14 protein-coding genes and 24 tRNA genes are annotated in these 18,678 nt (G+C 43.8%); 7 read left to right on the forward strand and 31 right to left on the reverse strand.

Annotation, left to right across the window (positions count from 1 at the left end):
• Window positions 1-116: 116 nt before the first annotated feature.
• Window positions 117-1,049 (reverse strand): 15-cis-phytoene synthase CrtB, encoded by a 933-nt coding sequence (gene crtB, locus A4S05_RS16225; RefSeq protein ID WP_069070856.1) that lies wholly within the window; start codon window positions 1,047-1,049, stop codon window positions 117-119.
• Window positions 1,033-2,472 carry a 15-cis-phytoene desaturase gene (gene pds, locus A4S05_RS16230; RefSeq protein WP_069070857.1) on the reverse strand — a complete coding sequence of 480 codons (1,440 nt, stop codon included), beginning with the start codon at window positions 2,470-2,472 and terminating at the stop codon, window positions 1,033-1,035. Before pds ends, crtB begins: the two co-directional genes overlap by 17 nt.
• A 450-nt stretch (window positions 2,473-2,922) precedes the next feature.
• On the opposite strand from pds, the gene A4S05_RS16235 reads away from it, so the two are divergent.
• On the forward strand, window positions 2,923-4,011 hold the full coding sequence (locus tag A4S05_RS16235) for a glycoside hydrolase family 3 N-terminal domain-containing protein (RefSeq protein WP_069070858.1): 1,089 nt from the start codon (window positions 2,923-2,925) through the stop codon (window positions 4,009-4,011).
• Between the two features lie 101 nt (window positions 4,012-4,112).
• Here the strand turns inward: A4S05_RS16235 and A4S05_RS16240 are convergent.
• From A4S05_RS16240 to A4S05_RS16345, 23 genes are all read right to left on the reverse strand, one after another.
• Window positions 4,113-4,183: transfer RNA gene (locus A4S05_RS16240), tRNA-Lys, on the reverse strand.
• Between the two features lie 261 nt (window positions 4,184-4,444).
• Window positions 4,445-4,518: transfer RNA gene (locus tag A4S05_RS16245), tRNA-His, on the reverse strand.
• Between the two features lie 6 nt (window positions 4,519-4,524).
• Window positions 4,525-4,598 (reverse strand) — tRNA-Ala (locus tag A4S05_RS16250).
• Between the two features lie 92 nt (window positions 4,599-4,690).
• A tRNA-Arg gene (locus A4S05_RS16255) sits at window positions 4,691-4,764 on the reverse strand.
• 84 nt (window positions 4,765-4,848) lie between these two features.
• Window positions 4,849-4,921, reverse strand: a tRNA-Leu gene (locus tag A4S05_RS16260).
• A 3-nt stretch (window positions 4,922-4,924) separates the two neighbouring features.
• Window positions 4,925-4,999, reverse strand: a tRNA-Pro gene (locus A4S05_RS16265).
• A 5-nt stretch (window positions 5,000-5,004) separates the two neighbouring features.
• A tRNA-Leu gene (locus A4S05_RS16270) sits at window positions 5,005-5,081 on the reverse strand.
• Between the two features lie 3 nt (window positions 5,082-5,084).
• Window positions 5,085-5,157, reverse strand: a tRNA-Pro gene (locus tag A4S05_RS16275).
• Window positions 5,158-5,235: transfer RNA gene (locus tag A4S05_RS16280), tRNA-Leu, on the reverse strand.
• A gap of 6 nt (window positions 5,236-5,241) precedes the next feature.
• Window positions 5,242-5,318 (reverse strand) — tRNA-Leu (locus A4S05_RS16285).
• Window positions 5,319-5,324: 6 nt separating this feature from the next.
• Window positions 5,325-5,400: transfer RNA gene (locus A4S05_RS16290), tRNA-Gln, on the reverse strand.
• A gap of 3 nt (window positions 5,401-5,403) precedes the next feature.
• Window positions 5,404-5,476, reverse strand: a tRNA-Gln gene (locus tag A4S05_RS16295).
• 5 nt (window positions 5,477-5,481) lie between these two features.
• Window positions 5,482-5,556 (reverse strand) — tRNA-Asn (locus A4S05_RS16300).
• A 6-nt stretch (window positions 5,557-5,562) separates the two neighbouring features.
• Window positions 5,563-5,637, reverse strand: a tRNA-Phe gene (locus A4S05_RS16305).
• Between the two features lie 19 nt (window positions 5,638-5,656).
• Window positions 5,657-5,731: transfer RNA gene (locus A4S05_RS16310), tRNA-Arg, on the reverse strand.
• A 4-nt stretch (window positions 5,732-5,735) separates the two neighbouring features.
• A tRNA-Ser gene (locus tag A4S05_RS16315) sits at window positions 5,736-5,824 on the reverse strand.
• A gap of 4 nt (window positions 5,825-5,828) precedes the next feature.
• Window positions 5,829-5,951 (reverse strand) — tRNA-Tyr (locus A4S05_RS41665).
• A gap of 8 nt (window positions 5,952-5,959) precedes the next feature.
• Window positions 5,960-6,030 (reverse strand) — tRNA-Glu (locus tag A4S05_RS16320).
• Window positions 6,031-6,118: 88 nt separating this feature from the next.
• Window positions 6,119-6,190, reverse strand: a tRNA-Trp gene (locus A4S05_RS16325).
• A 38-nt stretch (window positions 6,191-6,228) separates the two neighbouring features.
• A tRNA-Ile gene (locus tag A4S05_RS16330) sits at window positions 6,229-6,303 on the reverse strand.
• A gap of 10 nt (window positions 6,304-6,313) precedes the next feature.
• A tRNA-Cys gene (locus tag A4S05_RS16335) sits at window positions 6,314-6,387 on the reverse strand.
• A 3-nt stretch (window positions 6,388-6,390) separates the two neighbouring features.
• Window positions 6,391-6,467, reverse strand: a tRNA-Glu gene (locus A4S05_RS16340).
• A 4-nt stretch (window positions 6,468-6,471) separates the two neighbouring features.
• A tRNA-Asp gene (locus tag A4S05_RS16345) sits at window positions 6,472-6,545 on the reverse strand.
• A 187-nt stretch (window positions 6,546-6,732) separates the two neighbouring features.
• Between A4S05_RS16345 and A4S05_RS43345 the strand changes: the two genes are divergently transcribed.
• Complete coding sequence (locus tag A4S05_RS43345) at window positions 6,733-6,855, forward strand: hypothetical protein (protein ID WP_256090996.1); 123 nt, start codon at window positions 6,733-6,735, stop codon at window positions 6,853-6,855.
• Between the two features lie 582 nt (window positions 6,856-7,437).
• Here A4S05_RS43345 and A4S05_RS16350 read toward each other — a convergent pair.
• From A4S05_RS16350 to A4S05_RS16360, 3 genes are all read right to left on the reverse strand, one after another.
• A complete protein-coding gene (locus A4S05_RS16350) occupies window positions 7,438-7,827 on the reverse strand; it encodes an alr0857 family protein (RefSeq protein WP_069070859.1) in 390 nt (129 codons plus the stop codon).
• 16 nt (window positions 7,828-7,843) lie between these two features.
• Window positions 7,844-8,350: an HNH endonuclease gene (locus tag A4S05_RS16355; RefSeq protein WP_141699732.1), complete on the reverse strand. Its 507-nt coding sequence runs from the start codon at window positions 8,348-8,350 to the stop codon at window positions 7,844-7,846.
• A gap of 114 nt (window positions 8,351-8,464) precedes the next feature.
• Window positions 8,465-8,716: a hypothetical protein gene (locus A4S05_RS16360; RefSeq protein ID WP_069070861.1), complete on the reverse strand. Its 252-nt coding sequence runs from the start codon at window positions 8,714-8,716 to the stop codon at window positions 8,465-8,467.
• A gap of 71 nt (window positions 8,717-8,787) precedes the next feature.
• On the opposite strand from A4S05_RS16360, the gene A4S05_RS16365 reads away from it, so the two are divergent.
• The 3 genes from A4S05_RS16365 to A4S05_RS16375 all read left to right on the forward strand — a co-directional run bounded on the left by A4S05_RS16365 (window position 8,788) and on the right by A4S05_RS16375 (window position 12,284).
• Window positions 8,788-9,123, forward strand: coding sequence for a ribbon-helix-helix domain-containing protein (locus A4S05_RS16365; RefSeq protein ID WP_069070862.1), 336 nt, complete (start codon window positions 8,788-8,790; stop codon window positions 9,121-9,123).
• A gap of 525 nt (window positions 9,124-9,648) precedes the next feature.
• Window positions 9,649-11,667: a GAF domain-containing sensor histidine kinase gene (locus A4S05_RS16370; RefSeq protein WP_069070863.1), complete on the forward strand. Its 2,019-nt coding sequence runs from the start codon at window positions 9,649-9,651 to the stop codon at window positions 11,665-11,667.
• Window positions 11,668-11,675: 8 nt separating this feature from the next.
• Window positions 11,676-12,284 carry an SRPBCC family protein gene (locus A4S05_RS16375; protein WP_069070864.1) on the forward strand — a complete coding sequence of 203 codons (609 nt, stop codon included), beginning with the start codon at window positions 11,676-11,678 and terminating at the stop codon, window positions 12,282-12,284.
• Window positions 12,285-12,364: 80 nt separating this feature from the next.
• Here the strand turns inward: A4S05_RS16375 and A4S05_RS16380 are convergent.
• Window positions 12,365-12,437: transfer RNA gene (locus A4S05_RS16380), tRNA-Glu, on the reverse strand.
• Between the two features lie 325 nt (window positions 12,438-12,762).
• Here A4S05_RS16380 and A4S05_RS16385 point away from each other — a divergent pair.
• On the forward strand, window positions 12,763-14,682 hold the full coding sequence (locus A4S05_RS16385) for a cation:proton antiporter (RefSeq protein WP_069070865.1): 1,920 nt from the start codon (window positions 12,763-12,765) through the stop codon (window positions 14,680-14,682).
• Window positions 14,683-15,017: 335 nt separating this feature from the next.
• On the opposite strand, the gene A4S05_RS16390 is transcribed toward A4S05_RS16385, so the two are convergent.
• Both A4S05_RS16390 and A4S05_RS16395 read right to left on the reverse strand, forming a co-directional pair.
• Complete coding sequence (locus A4S05_RS16390) at window positions 15,018-15,629, reverse strand: cytochrome b N-terminal domain-containing protein (RefSeq protein WP_069070866.1); 612 nt, start codon at window positions 15,627-15,629, stop codon at window positions 15,018-15,020.
• Window positions 15,630-15,727: 98 nt separating this feature from the next.
• On the reverse strand, window positions 15,728-16,423 hold the full coding sequence (locus A4S05_RS16395) for an esterase/lipase family protein (RefSeq protein ID WP_069070867.1): 696 nt from the start codon (window positions 16,421-16,423) through the stop codon (window positions 15,728-15,730).
• A 606-nt stretch (window positions 16,424-17,029) separates the two neighbouring features.
• Here A4S05_RS16395 and A4S05_RS16400 point away from each other — a divergent pair.
• Window positions 17,030-18,556 (forward strand): hypothetical protein, encoded by a 1,527-nt coding sequence (locus tag A4S05_RS16400; protein WP_069070868.1) that lies wholly within the window; start codon window positions 17,030-17,032, stop codon window positions 18,554-18,556.
• The last annotated feature ends 122 nt before the right edge of the window (window positions 18,557-18,678 follow it).

An 18,678-nucleotide genomic window follows, 5' to 3' on the forward strand; every position in this document is an offset into this window, starting at 1 on the left:
ATATCAATGTTAGCAGGTTTGTTGGGAAGAGTCAATAGTCATTTGTCATTGGTCATTGGTCGTTGGTTATTTACAAAACACTAGGGACTAAAGACTATGGACAAATGACTAATTTTTTAAAGGACTTGCGATCGCATCCAAGCTACGGGCAAAGAGCGTAACTTTTGCCACTGGGGGACGTAGGCGCGTCGAGTGAAGGCATTATAATCGTTACGTTCAATTACGCTTAATATTCCACTGTAATGCATCAGAGCCGCCCACACAGGCCAACGACCATCAGAAGATAAGTGGGAAATTCCCTTTTCTGCTTTTTTATAAAACTGTCGTGCTCGATCAATTTGAAAGCGCATTAGGGAACGCCAGCGTTCATCCACTACACCCTCGAACAAATCTTGTTCGGTGTAGTTGAATCTTGCCAAATCTTCTAGGGGAATATAGATCCTTCCCCTTCGGGCATCCTCGCCCACATCGCGCAAGATGTTGGTGAGTTGCTTGGCAATTCCTAAGGCAATTTCTTCTTCGATGGGAATATATAGCTGTTTTTCACGGTTCCAGGGAGCTATATTTCTGGTAGTATCCAACCCCATTACTGCTGTTGACATCAAGCCGACAGTGCCAGCAACACGGTAACAGTAGAGGTATAACTCCTCGAAGGTTTCATAACGACTGCGATATAAGTCCATGCGTTGACCGGCAATCATATCCCTAAAGGGTTGAATGTCCATCGGGAAACGTTGAATGGTATCTACCAAGGCTACATCGAAGTTGTCCAATGGGTGTCCAGCAAACATCGATTCGAGCTGCTGTTCCCATAGGTCTAGGGTTTCTGGCGTGGTGATAGCAGATGCGGGCCCATCCACCAGTTCATCTAAACGGCGACACCAAGCATAAATTGCCCAAATAGCAGGACGTTTTTCTTTGCTCAGGAGCAAAGTACTGAGGTAAAAAGTCGTGGAATACTTGGCTATGAGGTGACGACAAAGTTCGTAGGACTCGTCCAGAGAGACCAGCGTTTTCATGCGCGGTGGGGATTCAGGCAGTTGCAGCATTCGTTGCGGGCGGTCGGGTGAGCGTTTGCAGGTTTGAGGAATTTGCTACCGGGAGGGCCTCTGAAATCGCCTGCGCTGTCAGCTTACCAGAAAGTACGGCACCTTCCATACTGGCTAAGTAGCGTTGCATGGTGTAATCCCCGCTGAGATAGAAGTTAGCAATGGGGGTTGTTTGTGAGGGACGGTACTGTTGACGACCAGGGGTCGCTTGGTAAACTGAACGGGGCGTTTTCACCACATGAGATTTCAGCAAAGTTGCTGGATTGTCTCCTCCAAAGTGGTCGGGGAAGAGTTTTTCTAACTCGGCGATAGTTGCAGCCACAATCTCCTCATCGGATTTGGCAATCCAATCTTTTGCCGGGGCTAGAACTAATTCCAGCATCGAGCGATCGGGGTTGGCGTATTCACGGCAGGTATTGCTCATATCAGCATAAACGCTTAGGAGGGGCGATCGCGAAAATAGCAAGTGATCAATTTGCGTAAGTTTACGATCAAACCATAGATGCACGTTAATTACAGGTACGCCTTCCAAGCCTTCTAGCTTTTGGAAAAACTCCATTTGCTTCCAAGGTGCTGGCAAGATGACCTTTAGAGGGTCAACGGGCATGGCAGATACATACAAATCTGCCGTGAAAACTTCATCTTCTTCCCCATTCAACCCCCTAATCAAGTATCCCTTCACGGTGCCATCGGCGTTTAGCAAAATCTCTTTCAAGGGGGCATTCAAGCGGACTTCTCCGCCGCGTTCGGTGATGTAATCTACTAGGGGCTGACACAACCGCTCTGTTGGCGAACCATCCAGAAAGGCCATTTTCGAGCCATTTTTTTCCTGGAGGAAACGATTTAGGGCAGTTAAAAGAATGGTTGCCGAAATTTCATCTGGGCCAATGAAATTCAGCGACTTGGCCATGGCAATAAAAACTTCTTTATTGACCCGTTCTGGAATGTTGTGTTTACGCAGCCAATCTGTCCAGGAATATTTGTCCATTTCTTCAACGTACTTTTGCCCCTGAAGCATGACCGGCAACAACCCGATGCCAAAGCGGATTTTTTCTGGCCATGTCAGCATGTCGTTGTTTCGCAGAATTGCCACTATACCATTAATCGGTGCCGGCAAATCTGGAAAATCAAAACGACTGTAAGTACCTGGTGCATCCGGCTGGTTGAAGATCATTGTGTGTTCTTTCCACTGCAACCGATCTTCAATGTCCAGTTCTTTGAATAACTGCAACATATTGGGATATGCCCCAAAAAAGATGTGCAGTCCTGTTTCGTACCAGTCTCCATCAGCATCTTTCCACGCGGCCACTTTACCGCCCAGAACGTCTCGACGTTCCAAGACAATGGGTGTGTGACCTGCGTCTGTAATATATTTCGCGCAGGAAAGTCCTGCTAGTCCCGCTCCCGCGATCGCTACTCGCATGTAACCCTACTGCTCTTCAATATTTCTTAACCGTTTTATCGTTCTCATTATACGTTGCAATCCGTTACATTTGGCAGTTATTGTGCGATCGCTTCCCCAAAAAACTTTTTGCAAAGGAAATTTTATCTACGCGCACCTGCCCAAGTAAATTGCCAATACCATTGTTGGTAATAGCTTTGCGGCGTGAATTTCATCTATATTTACATGATTAACATGCAGAAGATTTAGGAAAACAAAAGTATTTCCTTTGACTGAAAATAATGTAATCCCAAATGTTGTCTTAAAGTAGTTGATTTCTTTGCTAATTCGTGTATTTGCTTTGAGTAAATGTCTGGTATTGGTTAAAGACTGCTTTGAAAACTTTCTGCTCCCCTCAGGGTAGGATAAATATTTATGTCCTCTAGGTTCAACAACCCAGTTGTTTACCTCACAACTTATAGGTAAAAGATTATGAGTGTATCGCAGGAGCTAAAGCGCTTTGGACATCACCTGATTCTAGGTATTTCTGGCACGACATTAAGCGATGACGATAAACGCGCACTCAATGAATTAAAACCGATTGGGGTGATCTTTTTCGCTAAGAATTTTTTGGATGGCACTCCATATCAGGTTTGGCTGGAAAGCTTCAAGGATTTGAACAGCCAAATACGAGAATATGCTGAACGTGACTCAATGTTCATAACTCTGGATCATGAAGGAGGTCGTGTAATTCGTACACCACCGCCAATTACCCGTTTTCCTCATGGGTTGTTGTTGCGATCGCAGTCCTATGAAGTAGCAAAAGCCACAGCTATAGAATTAAAATCACTGGGCATCAATTTATCATGGGCACCTTTAGCAGATATTTTTTCCCATCCCAACAACCCCGTGATTGGGCCTCGCGCCTTTGGTAACACTCCCGAAACAGCTACTCAAGGTGCGCGTGACTACTACTTTGGACTTCGAGATTCAGGAATTTTGGGATGCGCCAAACACTTCCCCGGACATGGAGACACCAGTAAGGACTCTCACATTGAACTACCAATACTGAATTTAACTCTAGAAGACCTGCGACTTCGAGAACTTATACCCTTCAGAGCTTTAATCGAAGTACAGATTCCTTTGATTATGACTGCTCATATCTTATTTCCCAGGATAGATGCTGAAGTGCCAGCAACCCTTTCCCAAACTATCCTCAAAACCATACTGAGAGAGGAACTTGGCTTTAAGGGAGTTGTTGTATCTGACGACTTAGATATGAAAGCTATCTCAGAGATGTTTATGAAACCTGGTACTGTGGCGCAGTCATTTCATGCAGGCTGCGACCTGTTTATTGTTTCGCGTAATATTAATTCATCATCTATTGAAAGAACATATAAAATTGCTGAAGATTTCGTCGATTCCCTCACCAAGGGTAGTTTAGACGAATCAGTAGTGGAGGCCGCCAGAGAAAGAATTGAGAAACTACTGGCAGTAACACCGCAATATCCCATACATGCTTTGGATAAAGATATATTATTGCAACATGCTCAACTAGCGATCGCTAGTTGCTATTCATAACCCAATGTGCATTCAAATTGCATATCAGCAATTGCCAAAAATCTAGCTAAAATTGCAATTCTTAATTTTTAATTCTTAATTTTAAATTTTTAATTGTTTAGTGGGTGGTATAGGGGTCGAACCTATTTCTGCGGGTTAAAAGCCCGCTGCACAGCCGGTATGCCAACCACCCTAGTTAAGAAAAAGAAATGAGCAAGTGCGATTGCATTACATCGCAATCTTTGTAACACCAACACTACATATAAATCCACCAGGGAGGTACTGCCCCTCCTATTTCTGTGTTATCAGCACAGCGCCTCGCTTTTCGGCTTCAGGTGGAAAAAGAGGAAGATGGAGGAATCGTAGCTTGCTTCCCGTAGGGTACCCCTACAGTTGCCCATACCCTGGTTTTCAAGACCAGTTGCCATCCATTCAGCGGCATCTTCCATTCAGGGGTGTCTGACGGGACTTGAACCCGCTATGACTGGTTCCACAAACCAGCGCCTCTACCACTTTGGCTTCAAACACCATCAGTGGAATCAATGGGAATTGAACCCATAACCTCCTGCTTGCAAGACAGGCGCTCTAACCATTTGAGCTATGACCCCATCAAATAAGTAAAAAGAGCAAAGTAAAAACTAAAAAGAAAGAGAAATAATTAAATTCATTCTTTTGACTTTTGACTTTTGACTTGTTTAGGCGGGAGTGGTAGGACTCGAACCCACAACTTTCGAGGTAGAAGCTCGAAGCTCTATTCCATTGAGCTACACTCCCAATATTTGGTAGTCCTGGCAGGATTTGAACCTGCAACCTCTTGCTTGTAAGGCACTTGCTCTACCGTTGCCGCATATTCACCAATACCCCTGACTGGATTTGAACCAGCAACCTCTTCGTTCTAAGCGAAGCGCCTCTTCCATTGGGCTACAAGGGCAAAATCTTAGTGACAGGGATTAAACCTGCGACCTGGAGTTCCCGAAACTCCCGCGCTCCCATCTGCGCCACACCCAGATATTTTGGTACTCCCGACAGGATTTGAACCTGCAAAATCTGGACTCTGATTCCAGCACGTATGCCAGTTCCGTCACAGGGGCATATCGGGATGGCAGGACTCGAACCTGCGACTCCATGCTCCCAAAGCATGGCTTCTCGCCGCTGAATTACATCCCGTGGTACTCCTGGTGGGAGTCGAACCCACAACTAAACAGATTTTAAGTCTGCCACCTCTTCCAATTGGGCTACAGGAGCAAGTTTTGGTACTCTTGGTGGGAATTGAACCCACAACATACCGTTTTTGAGACGGCAGCCTCTTCCAGTTCGGCTACAAGAGCAGAGTTTGGCAGCCCCGCCAGGACTCGAACCTGGAATCTTCGCCTTCAAAGGGCGCTATGTTGCCAATTACACCACAGGGCTTTATTGCCAGGGCAGGGTTTGAACCTGCAACCTCATCGTTCAGAGCGATGCGACTTACCAATTCGTCCACCCGGCAATGAATGGCTGCCTCAGTAGGACTCGAACCTACAACCGCGCGGTTAACAGCCGCTTGCTCTACCATTGAGCTATGAGGCAACGAAGCCCCCCAGGTCGGAATCGAACCGACGACCTCCTGTTCTTCAGACAGGCGCTAACTACCAACTGAGCTACCGGGGGATAAGAGAAGAGATGATGACGAGAGCGGAGGGAATTGAACCCTCAATTCTTCAGTTTCGTAGACTGAGATGTTATCCAGTTACACCACACTCTCAGAACGGAGAGAACAGGATTTGAACCTGCGACGGATTAATCTACCCGTTTCCTCTTAGCAGGAGGACGCTTTGAGCCACTCAGCCACCTCTCCATAGTGGGTAGAGCAGGATTTGTAGCTTGCTTCCCGTTCGCGTAGCGTCTCGAAGAGAAGGGTACCTGCGTGCAAAAAAGAACAGTTTTACAGACTGTCGCCTTCAGCCACACTCGGCCACCGACCCATAAATCATTCCCTCGACGAGAATTGAACTCGCATCTGTGCTTTGAAAGAACACTGACTTAACCATTCGTCCACGAGGGCATAATTGGAATTTTAGATTTTAAATTTGGGATTTTGGATTAAAAAATTTAATCTAAAATTGGCAATCTAAAATCCAAAATTGTCTGACACAGGGACTAGGATTTGAACCTAGAACATCGGATTTGGAGTCACGAGGTGTTGCCGTTACACCATCCCTGCATAGTCACGAGGTGTTGCCGTTACACCATCCCTGCATTTGGTGGCAGTGGCGGGACTTGAACCCGCATATACCAGGTTATGAGCCAGGGGCTTTACCATTAAGCTACACTGCGATCGCACCAGAGGTCAGGGCGGGATTTGAACCCGCGCTAATCGGTTTTGCAAACCAACGCCTTCGACCACTTGGCTACCTGACCACTTGGGAGTCCCGACGAGATTCGCACTCGCAATCTTCAGCTTGAGAAACTGACGGCTTAAACTATTTGCCTACAGGACTACAACCAGGGTGACGGGATTTGAACCCGCAACATTTCCGCAGACAACGGAACGCTCTAGCCAATTGAGCTACACCCCGATTTTTTGGAATCTGTGCCTAAACTTTGAAGTTTTTAGGCACAGATTTTGTTGGTGAACTTGCCCATTTCTTATTTAGTTTTCAAGGTTCAGATAATTGACTTTTTACTGTTAAAAACTGTTAGGAAAACAACCGAAACTCTAGGTAGCAAGCCTGTTGTGTATTACGGATGTATTCAGTGGTTTTGATGAGTGCAAACTTAGAAGTTTTTTCGTTTATTGCCTCTACTGCCGATGGTTTGCAAGTAGAAACAGCTTTGTTAACTGGAGACTTTGGCTTATTCCAACGCCTGTCCTTTAGTTGTATGTAGAACATAACTTTGACTCTTGGGAAGCTTGTCTTTTGCTTCACTACAAATATACTACAAAATACTACAAGAGGTGTCAAGGGGTTTCAGAAAGTTTTTTAAAATTGCCTAGAAAAGCTTCTGTACTTAGATTTGAACTTAATTAAGCCCTCTTAAAAGTCAAACTACAGTTATGCTTGGATGAATATTTAAAAGCCTGAAGTGACAGACAACTGCTTCAAACGACAAAAGATAATTAGTGTTGTCGCGATCGCCACTATAGATTACAGCTTGTAGTATTGCTCCAGGCACTTCCCTACAATTGGGTTGAACCAGCCTAATAAGCAAAATCCATACTGCATAAGTTCAAGATCATCCAGCAAAAGGGCAAATTAATGCGCCAGTAGTAAACCCTACCTTTACAGTCCCAGCTAAATTTCAAGGAAAAATGCTTGATCAGGTGCAACCCAGCAACAACGAAAAGGTTATTGCTGGGTTGTATTAATGATGACCCACTTTTTCGGTCAGAATATCCAACTGAATTCTGACTCCTGAATTCTGTTCGATAATAAAGGGTGAGAAGTTATACTCACCCTACTATTTCGTTTATTCGCTCATCACAGAAGCACAAGATTGAGCTTCCTGCCAAAGTTTCTGTAAAAAGAACTCAGCGCGATCGCTCATAGTGGTGACAAACACACCGACAGCATCCTTAGAACTAGCTGATAGCCAAGAACCCCGCAGAGTGACTTCCATGTATTCGGCATCGCACGCACAGAGGGCAATGATTTCTCTGTCATCTCTTTTTACCTCAGCCCTGAGTACTTCTACTCCTGGCAAATCAACAGGAAGCAAAAAGGAAGCGGTAGTGGGTTCAATGCATAAACTTTGCCCAACTCGCAGGGCTAAAATCACTCGCTGCGCTACCCATTCTTCTAGCGACAGAGTGACACATTCCAAATCAAAACTGCTTTCAGTGTAAGTTAATTTCAGCATTCCTTATGCTCTCCTGTTATTCCAGGTTTGCTTGCATATCTATCCAAAACTGTTCAGCAAAAGAAATCGCGGGGTGAATTGGCGCTTTTGGTTTGGTATGCAGTTGCATACCAGCTTCAAACAAGGTGCGATCGCCTTTACGGGAGTTACATCTTTCACAAGCTGCGACTACGTTATCCCAAGTGTGAGAACCGCCTTTGGAACGCGGTATCACATGATCTAGCGTTAGATGTTTGCTGCTGCCACAATATTGGCAACTGTGATGATCTCGTCGCAACACTTCCCGCCGATTCACTGGCGGAACTTTCCACATCCGCTCATTGGAAGTGATTGTCAAACGAATGTGTTTTGGCACATCAATTACCAAACTGGGTGAGTGAACTTGCCATCCGCCTTCTGTGGTAAAACCAAGGGGTTGGGCTTTGTTGGTTACTAACAGCACAATTGCCCGCTTGATATTGATCCGACATAGTGGCAAGTAATTTTGAGAAAACACCACCACAGATTGCTCTAACACTTGCATTGCGTTCGCGCCGCGCATGGAAGATATCGTCACAGCTTAACTCCTTATAAAAAAACCCCCGCTTCAAGTTTTCGGTGAAGCGGGGGTTAGAATTGACCGGAAAATTTTCTGGTCTTATATCGGTACAGTATTCCTATGTCTGTACCCCCCGCCTTGTTCATCTAGTTCTGGTTTTGCAATCAGCGCACTAATGCTGAGATGTCTAAAATCATGATTACCCTCTGTGATTTGCCCATAATCTCGGCTACCATCGCCCATAAATAAATACTCCACTTCCATAACAGCGGATTCCCAACCGGCTCGGCGATTGGTGGCACACAAAATTGAAGTAGATATGGGGTAAATGGATTTCACAGAAAATTTCACCTATTGAACATTCCTTTAAACATACTACACTTGTATTACTATCCTGTCCATACCTTTAAGGAGAAAAAGTAATGCATACGATCGCTCGCACCCCAACCACCGACATGGAAGTTACCAGCATCCGCCTAGAGCGGGAACTCAAAGATAAACTCAAAGAAATCGCTGGGAATCAGGGATATCAAGCTCTGATCCGAGATATTCTTTGGAATTATGTCCAGCAAAAATCAGGTGAGTGGAAGCCTAGATTTTCGCGAGCGGACATTCGAGCTAGCATCGCTGCCACAGCTCAGCAGGAAGAACGCTGTGTACTTACAGGTCAACTAATTCAACCCCAACAACCGATGTTGTTAGGACTGACGAGGAATGGCGATATGGTTCCTCTGAGTGTCGAGAGCTTGGCTGGCTAGTCCTATATTCAGATGAATGCAGCCCAGTTATTATTACTAATAATTGGGCTGCATTCAAAATTTAGCTTCATTAAGATTTTACTGAGAGTTACGGAGATAAAAGAGTAACTTGTTAAACCTACTAGCTTTTTACAACCTGTAATAAAAATTTATAAAGAAAGTTAAGTAATTTTACGTGAGCCAAAGGGAGATTTTGCTGGAATTCCAGAGAAATTACGGTTTATGTATACTTACAGAGAAGATAAAGTTAGTAAATTATTTCAAGATAAAGCAGTAAAACATAAGCTAACTGAAGCATTTATAGGATATCTTAAGTATTCTATTTACCTATGTACCAATGTAGCAATTTGCTTGATACAGTGGAAACTTGGCCATCTGAGATAGAAAAGGGCTATAACAGGTGAGAGAAAGTATTCATACAATATTTGTCAATTATCAGGGTGTAGCAACACAACCAACGGTGAAAAATATGCCAATAAGTTGGGTGCAAGAACAATTGGATTATTATCCGAGGGCGTGCCAATAATGAAAAAGCCTTTATCATCGCCGCCACATTACGTAGATGACATAGATCGACTACAACCTTACCAAGTCAAGCTGATGCAGCATCAGGAAGAACCTGCCCGCCAGTTGGTACAAAAGATTAACCAAATCATTGCCAATAGCTCGATAACGGCATTAATGCTGCAAGATATTGCCCAATTGCTAGGAGTTGCTTTTCAAGTAGATTGCTGCTGCTTGGTTTCTGTGACGGGTGAGACATCCGACGAAGCGACTACTACTAATTGGTGTGCTGATGAGTATTTAGGGTTGCCACATCCCGAAGAAATGTTTTCGATGGAACAGTTGCTCATGCACTCGCCTGTGCTGCAATGTGCTGCCCAAGCATTGACTATTGAAGACATTTCCATCATTCAGAACAGTCTGGTAATTGGGTGTCAATATTTGCCACTACCAATAAAAACTGTTTTGGCAATTCCCACCAGATTTGGTGGCAATAATAATGGTGTGATTAATCTGATTAAATTCCAACCCTATGAATGGAGTGAATCAGAAAAACAATTACTCACAGAAGTGGAGTCGGCTTGCGCGATCGCTTTTTCTAGGGTGGCACAAGCTCAACTCATTGCTCATCAAAAGCAGTATGTGCAAAAGAGCGAGCAGCATCAAAGCTTGATCAAGCAATTAACTATATTGAGTCGTAGCAACTTGGAGCTTAATCAAATGCTCCAGTTAGTTATCGCCTCGACTGCCGAATCTCTACAGGCAGATCGGGGTTTACTCATATCACTAAAATATACAGATCCACTATTTAGGACTCAAGCTAAAAAACAAATTCCCAAAGCGAAAGCTACTGTGATTGGTGAATGGGCTAGGGAAACGCAAAATTCCGGTACTAGTAAACCAGGCACCTTGGCTCAGTCTTTCTTGCTTTCAGACTGTGGTTTATGCCAGCGTGCCTTCATGGATTCTGGAAAAGCAGTAATCTTCGATGACTATACAGACCAAAACGATACCTTGACAGCGGCTCCATTATTTGAAATAGAGGAATTGCCAGCGGTACTTTTAGTGCCATTAGAGAGTCAAGGTAAAATCTTAGGTTTCTTAGTGCTACAGCAATCTGTGATTCGTAGTTGGCAACCAGCCGAATTAAATCTTGTGGAAATGGTTTGCGCTCAAGTGAGTAACGCCATAATTCAGTCACAGACATTGCGCCAAGTGCAAACTTTGGTAGATGAGCGGACGGCGAAACTTCAGAGTAGTCTGGAACTGCAAGCGAAATTGCATGAAAGAACACGCCAGTATGTTGAGCAGCTAAGGAAACTCAACGAACTCAAAGATGAATTTTTGAGTAACATGAGCGATCGCTTGCGCTATCCTCTGACAAATATGTTGATGTCAATTCGGAACTTGCGTTTGCCAGGAATAGCACCAGAGCGTCAAGTTAGATACCTAGATATCCTAGAGCAGGAATGTACAAAGGAAATCAACTTGATTAATGACTTGTTGACACTCCAGAAACTAGAGTCGCCTCATGAAGCCCCGCAATTAGAATCTATAGATTTAAATACTAGAATTCTAGATATAGCAGCATCTTTTGAGAAAAAACTTGCAGAGAAGGGATTAAAAATTTCTGTAGATTTACCAGAGGAATCGCTAAAACTGCAAACTGAACTGGAGAGTTTTGATCGCATCCTGCAAGAATTGTTAACGAATGCCTGTAAATACTCAGAGCATGATACTGTTGTCCATCTTGAAGCTGCTCACCGAGTTGATCAACAAATTGATCAAGTTATCATGAAGGTGACGAATACAGGACGTGCTATCTCCGAAGAAGAAGCAACCTATATTTTTGACAAGTTCCGTCGTGGGAAAGGGCGTTGGACTCCGGGGACTGGCTTGGGACTTGCTCTAGTCAAGTCTTTAGTGCAGCATTTGAATGGAGCGATCGCTGTTGAAAGTGTCCAAATATCCGATTCTGAACAGAGCGAAATTTGCTTCACCCTGACTCTGCCCCAATTTTCTGACGAAAGCAAACCATAATTCTGAAAGTGACTAAAAAACAGAACACAACAGAGAACCCTGATTTCCAGTCTCCTAGTGATGACATTAACCTCGAAGGGGATTTGACTGCTGATACAGTCGCTTTGGCAGCTAAGATAGAAGTCCAAATTGAGAAAATAGCAGAGCGACAGCGACAAATCAGCGCTAAAGTTAAAATTCCCCAACCAGTGGAACGAATCTGGAAGGTTCTGACAGATTATGAAGCCTTATCTGACTTTCTCCCCAACCTCGCTAAGAGTCGTCTAATCGAGCATCCTCATGGTGGAATTAGACTTGAGCAAGTAGGTTCTCAGCGCTTACTGAATTTCAACTTTTCGGCGCGGGTGGTTTTAGATTTAGAAGAATGCTTCCCCAAAGAAATTAATTTCCGCATGGTAGAGGGAGATTTTAAAGGCTTTTCTGGTAGCTGGTGCTTAGAGCCTTATTCCCTCGGTGGGTATGTAGGAACAAATCTTTGCTACACAATTAAAGTTTGGCCTAAACTCACTATGCCAGTGGGAATAATTGAAAACCGCTTGAGCAAAGACCTGCGGCTAAATCTTCTGGCTATTCACCAACGTGTAGAAGAGTTAGCTAGTAAAGAACCGTATGTATAATTAAACGATCATTCAGGAGTAACTCTGGATGATCGTTTTTGTTTATAGACTCGCAGAAATACAAACTTCTGCTTTTTTAGTACCCCCAGGGGAATTCGAATCCCCGTTACCTCCGTGAAAGGGAGGTGTCCTAGGCCTCTAGACGATGGGGGCATCGGACTCAGACCTTTTATAAATTAACCAATTTTCTTGCCTTTGTCAACAGGTTTTGCCAAAAAAAGTTTGTGGCAGGTAAACTGGGTGGAGTAAAAGCTTCAAAAAGATACAAAGACATGGAGACGCACAAAAAATTCCGTAGAAGCTTCTGCGGGAAGCCACAGGATGCTGAGGCATCCTGTGCTCAGAAGTTTGGGGGATACACAGATCGAAAAAACGCTAAATTCAGCAATGGACAAAAGGTATGATGTTGTACCCTGTAAAGTTAATGTCTACGGTTTTTTACAAAAGATTTTGAAATAAATCGCTCAAAATCTACAACATGGAAGCATCTTTTGAAATCACCTTACAGATGGCGATCGCCGTCCTTGCAGGCATTAGCGCCCAAGTGCTGGCTGCATATTTTCGTATACCCAGCATCGTCTTGTTATTGCTGTTGGGCATCTTGTTTGGCTCTGATGGCATCGGGCTGTTGCATCCCCATTTGCTAGGCACTGGACTAGAAGTTATTGTCGCTCTAGCAACGGCAATAATTTTGTTTGAAGGCGGACTTAACTTGGATCTACGAGAGTTAGGTAGAGTTTCAGTCAGCCTGCAATTGCTCGTCACTCTAGGAACCCTGATCACATTGCTTGGTGGGAGTATGGCAGCCCACTGGTTGGGTGAATTTCCCTGGAACATAGCTTTTCTCTATGCTTCCATAGTCGTGGTGACAGGCCCAACCGTTGTTGGCCCTTTGCTCAAACAAATCAATGTAGATCGGCAAGTGGCAACTATTTTGGAAGGAGAAGGGGTTTTAATTGACCCTGTAGGGGCTATCCTCGCCTTCGTTGTCCTCGATACCATTTTGAACGGCGATGCTGACCCCATCAATGCGATCGCTGGTTTGTTGATGCGCCTGGGTGTTGGTGCGGCAATTGGTGGTGCTGGCGGTTATCTGATGAGTTTGATTTTCAAACGCGCTGATTTTCTGTCATTCGAGCTAAAAAACTTAGCGGTGTTGGCGATACTTTGGAGCCTATTTACCTTATCGCAAATGATCCGCAGTGAATCGGGAGTAATGACAACAGTAGTTGCAGGAGCCGTATTTGCTAACTCCTCAGTCCCGGAAGAACGTCTGTTAAGGAGTTTTAAGGGTCAGTTGACAATTCTCAGCGTCTCGGTGCTATTTATCTTATTAGCTGCTGATTTATCCATTGCCAGTGTCTTTGCTTTGGGTTGGGGTAGTTTATTCACTGTTTTGGTATTAATGTTTGTCGTTCGCCCGATTAATATTCTGTTGTGTACCTGGAACAGTGACCTAAACTGGCGACAGAAATTATTTTTAAGCTGGGTTGCTCCTAGAGGAATCGTTGCTGCCTCCGTAGCTTCTTTTTTTGCAATTTCCCTAACACAGCGTGGCATTAACGGCGGTGATTCCATCAAAGCTCTAGTCTTTCTCACAATTATCATGACTGTTGTCTGCCAAGGTCTAACAGCTGGCTGGGTTGCTAGATGGCTGCAAATCACTTCCAAAGATGCAACAGGGGCAGTGATTGTGGGTTGTAATCCCTTAAGTCTTTTGATTGCCCGGTTCTTTCAAGAAGGAGGAGAAAACGTGGTCATGATTGATACTGACCCCCAATGTCTTGTTCAAGCCGAGGCGCAAAATCTCAAAGTTATTGCCAGCAGTGCACTAGATGCTGCTGTTTTGGAAGAGGCTGGACTTGCCTCTATGGGTACTTTTTTGGCGATGACAAGTAATGGCGAGGTAAATTTTGTTTTGGCTCAACGAGCATCTGAGGAGTTTAATCCGCCGCGTGTCTTAGCTGTTTTCCCCCGTAATCCGCAAGCGAGTACTTCTGTTAGTAATAAAGTTAATCAAGCTTTTATCCCAGACTTAGCAATTAAGACTTGGAATGAATATTTGAATGATGGGCGAGTCAAGTTAGGAACAACTACCCTAACTGAATCAGAATTTTCTAGTCAAAATGAGCGTATCCAAGAAATGATTAAGACTGGGGCGTTGATACCGCTATTGGTAGAACGAAAAGAACGCTTACAAGTAGTGCCAGCAAAATACGAGTGGGAAATTGGCGATCGCATTATCTACTTGTTACATGATCCTAGACCTAAGCTTTTAAAACGCTTATCTGGTGCTAACCAGTCTACTCGCCTCTCTTTAGAAAAGTTACCGGAAGTTGAAGAAGTCCCCCTCGCCAAAATATCTCAACTTTTCAGTACTGACACCCCTGGGGCATAAGATGGCGGAGGTAATTTTAGATTTTGGATTTTAGATTTTGGATTTTAGATTTTAGATTTTAGATTTTTCCTTCAATCTAAATAGCACTTACGCAAAATACGTCGTAAGTAGCGGTAATTCATAAATTACCGCTACGGAATAATAGGCTTTTCAATTATTTTTGCGTAAGTCCTACTAAAATCCAAAATTGAATGACTCCCAATACTGCTTGGGTAAAGCATTTTGAACTCGGAATTGGGTTTTGGGAAAAGGTTAAAGGGTAAAGGTTAAAGGTTTTTTATTTCCCCTTACCCCAAACCCAATTCCCCAAAACCCGACAAGTATTGGAATGACTCCTAACTCCCAACCTCCCACTCAGCTTGATGCATTTGCGATTCCTGCCAGAGTAAAGCAGACAAATGCACTATGGCAAGGATTAGCGTCGCTACCGAAATCAGATAACTGTGGATTGTGTAAAGGTGTTCGACGGTAATTGTGTTAATGGCTCCACCGCCAGTCAGGATGTCGCGCAGTTGTCCACCAATCAAAGGAATGGCTTCGATGGTTCCTAGCTCAATGCTAAAACGCCAGTATCCTTCCTGAGTCCAATCTAGGATCATCGCTGTCCAATTCAGCCCGATCGCACTTAGGGTCAATAAAATCCCACTAATCCAAGCAGCCAGCCAACTTTTGCGAAATTGCCGACCTAAAAACATCACCACAATTTGAATGAGAGCGATCGCAATTACTGCGTTACCAGCAATATCATGCGCTCTCCAAAACAACCAGCCGTATGGCAGTTGTGTATTAATCATCTTCAATGAGTTATAAGCCCCGCCTGCTGTCGGTTCATAGTAAAAAGAAAGCAAAATTCCGGTAGAGATATAAATTAGGCACAGAGTCAGAATCACGACCGATATTATCGTCGCTACTCGTCGCAAAATCCTATCGAACTGGGTGCTTTGCATAGCTCACCCCTCCTGTTCTTAACTAGGTATTTATTCTTGTTATATTTTAGCTAAGGAATATTAATAAATGTTGCATTCATCATAAAAAGATGAGTTTTTTAAATTAAATATTGCACCCAAGCTTTTAAGGGTTCTGCTGAACCATACCAAATCCCAGGACTTCTCGGAGAATGCCTCACACCTTCAATCACAAGATTTTCTGCCCCTTCTAAATGAGCAGCTTCAATGGGTGTGATTCCATCTCCCCAAGTGTTACCCTTACCACAGGTTAATTGGTAACTACTATAAGCTAACCAACTACCGCGCCGTCTTTCTCCAAAGATAGTTTTGCCAGCGACACAAACGTAACAAACGTTTTTGTGAAAGGCTCCTGGGTAATTATTGGTGACAAAATCAAGATTGAAGCGCGTCCAGCGTTCTTGGCTAATGTGGGGTGTACCCAAGGTGATGAGAGTAGCAACCAGGGGATGCGCTTCCCAAAGAAATGGCTTGACATCGCCGCGTGCTAAATAGGGCTTTCCTCCCATGTAGATGCGGGATATCCAACCTCCGGCTGAGTGACCAATCAAGTTAACTTGAGTAGCATTATATTGCTGCAATGTATGGTTGATCGTGCGATCTAGTTGTTGCAAAATTGGCGTTACAGGTCTTCCTCCAATAGTGGGTAGCCAGTCGCGCCGTCGCAGTGGAACTGTAGTTGTGGGAAAATCTAACTGCTGTAGAGATTGTTCTAGTTGGCGATAAGCAATCGCGCTTTCCAGATATCCAGGCAAAATAACTGTTGGTAACGGCATTTTAATCTTGGATGCAATATTGAGGGTTTGAACTTTTTTAATGAAGGAGTCGTCATGATTCGGAAGCTAGAATTGCGATGTCTGACTGACTCCCTTGATAAAAACCCAAATTGCTTTAGTGGGGTTTAGGGCGAGAATGTCAATAAAATTGTACAGTTTGCAACAGTTTTAGGGGCTGCTGATGTGATAGTATTTTCACATAGGGACTAGTCTTGGACAAGCAAGTGTGCCATCTATTACAAGCGCGTAGTTGAGTAAAAAAAACAGGCAACTTCAGCAAATGTTGTGATGTACTCAGACTTGTGGGTTCACTTAAACTTTATAAATATCCCAAATATAAATTTTAATTGTGTGCGCCATAACAATAAAAAATCGAAGGTAGTAATTTTTCAAATATCTCTATTAGCAAGATTGAATTGAAAAATATGATACACCGTCATTGATCAATTAAAAATTTGAATAAATGGCAATTTTAGCGATTTTGATTGCCAAAAGAGGAAATTATTATTTCCTTAGAGGGACGCATATATTGCAAAATATTGCAATATAGTCGGAAAGAGAAAATCGCTAGTCAACTGCAACTGAGTCGAGTGAACGATAACAGCTATGTCTTACGTCTCCCTGCTGAAAAATATACCAGATATCTTAAGCCAGCCAATTGGGATAGCAGCTATAGCTTCTCTTGGCATTCACGGTGCGATCGCGATGATTGTGCCATTGATGCCTATGGAGTCTAACAAGCCCAAAGAAACAGCATCATCCAAAACAGTCGGACTTTTGGCATTGAGTCAAGCCGACCAGAATCGGTTGCCCCAAACCACACCCCAAATTGGTTTACAACAACTTCCTCCAATAGCGCCACTTTCTGCTCCAAACTTTAGTGCCCAAACTGGATTACCTCCATTAGCGCCACCGCCATCCAGTCAGTTAGTACTCCCTCCGCTACCCCCATCATCTAATAACTATCGAGTCTCCTCTTTGCCTACAAGGCAGTCTTTGCGGATGATTCCTAGTGATAATTTGCGATTTGATGCCTCTAGAGTTGACACCTCTAAATTCAATACTGGCCCCAGATTCTCTCCGTCGGTTCCTAGTGTGAGTGAGAGTGCCAGCAAATACGAGCCACCTAAGCCCCTAGCTGTAAATAGGTTGCCAGAATTGCAGTCGCAGCAAATACCTGATGATATTTTGCGGAATGCCCAATCTCCAAACTTATCTAACACTGCCCCCATTGCAACAGCACAGGTCAATACGAATGCACAAATGACGCCATCGGCGAATGATGCGTCTAAAATGACTCAAAACCAGCTGATAAATTCTCTCAAACAAGCTCCAAGGACTGAGAATACTGTAATCGGAACTAGGTTAAGCACATCCCAGACAGCCGATTTATCGTTGAAGGGAACTCAACAGACAATTGCACAGCTAGACTCTTACGCAAACCTGAGAAAAGAAGTCCAGCAAGAATACCCTAACGCTGAACAAAAATCAGTCATCCGTCAAATATTACCCACAGATAAGCCGAATCTTGAAGGTGCTGTTTTGGGTGTATTAGTGGTAGATCCTGATGGCAAGGTCTTAGATATCAAATTTCAAGACAAGTTAGTTTCCCCTGAATTGCAATCAAAAGCAAGAGAATACTTCAACAAGCAATCCCCCAAGGGAGATAAACAAATCAGTTCTTATCCCTTTAACCTCGTTTTCCAAAACAACACTAGCAATACCACTGGGGCTACTCAAGAGCAAAAGCCCTCATTATCTGCACCGGGAGTCAATAACAATCAGCTTATTACCCCCTTACCAGCAGCTACTTCTAAACCATTTCCTGATCTGCAAATCAGAAATAACCAGCCCAAGCCTGCATCCACAGGTACTCTCAAACCATTAGCTGCACCAGGAGTTAATAGCAATCAGCCTGAGTTATCACCCACAACTACTCCCAAACCATTATCTGAACTACGAATCAGAAATAATCAGCCCACACCTTCATCGGCTGCTACCACTTCCGAACCATTAGTGCTGCCGAGAGTAAATAGTGGTCAGGCTACATCCTCTGCTGAATCTGATCAAAAATTAGTAGAACGGTTGCGCGAATTGAAAGAAAACAGACAAAAGTCTAATCCAGAAAAATAATCACCAGTGGGTGGTTTTGGATTAATAAACAAGCTAGAAGCGATGAATGATAAAAATTGGAAATTTATCATTCATCTTTAGAATGTCGTTTTTAGCAGTTGACGAACTGGCGATCGCTAGTT

This window comes from Nostoc sp. KVJ20 (genome assembly GCF_001712795.1).
GTDB lineage: Bacteria > Cyanobacteriota > Cyanobacteriia > Cyanobacteriales > Nostocaceae > Nostoc.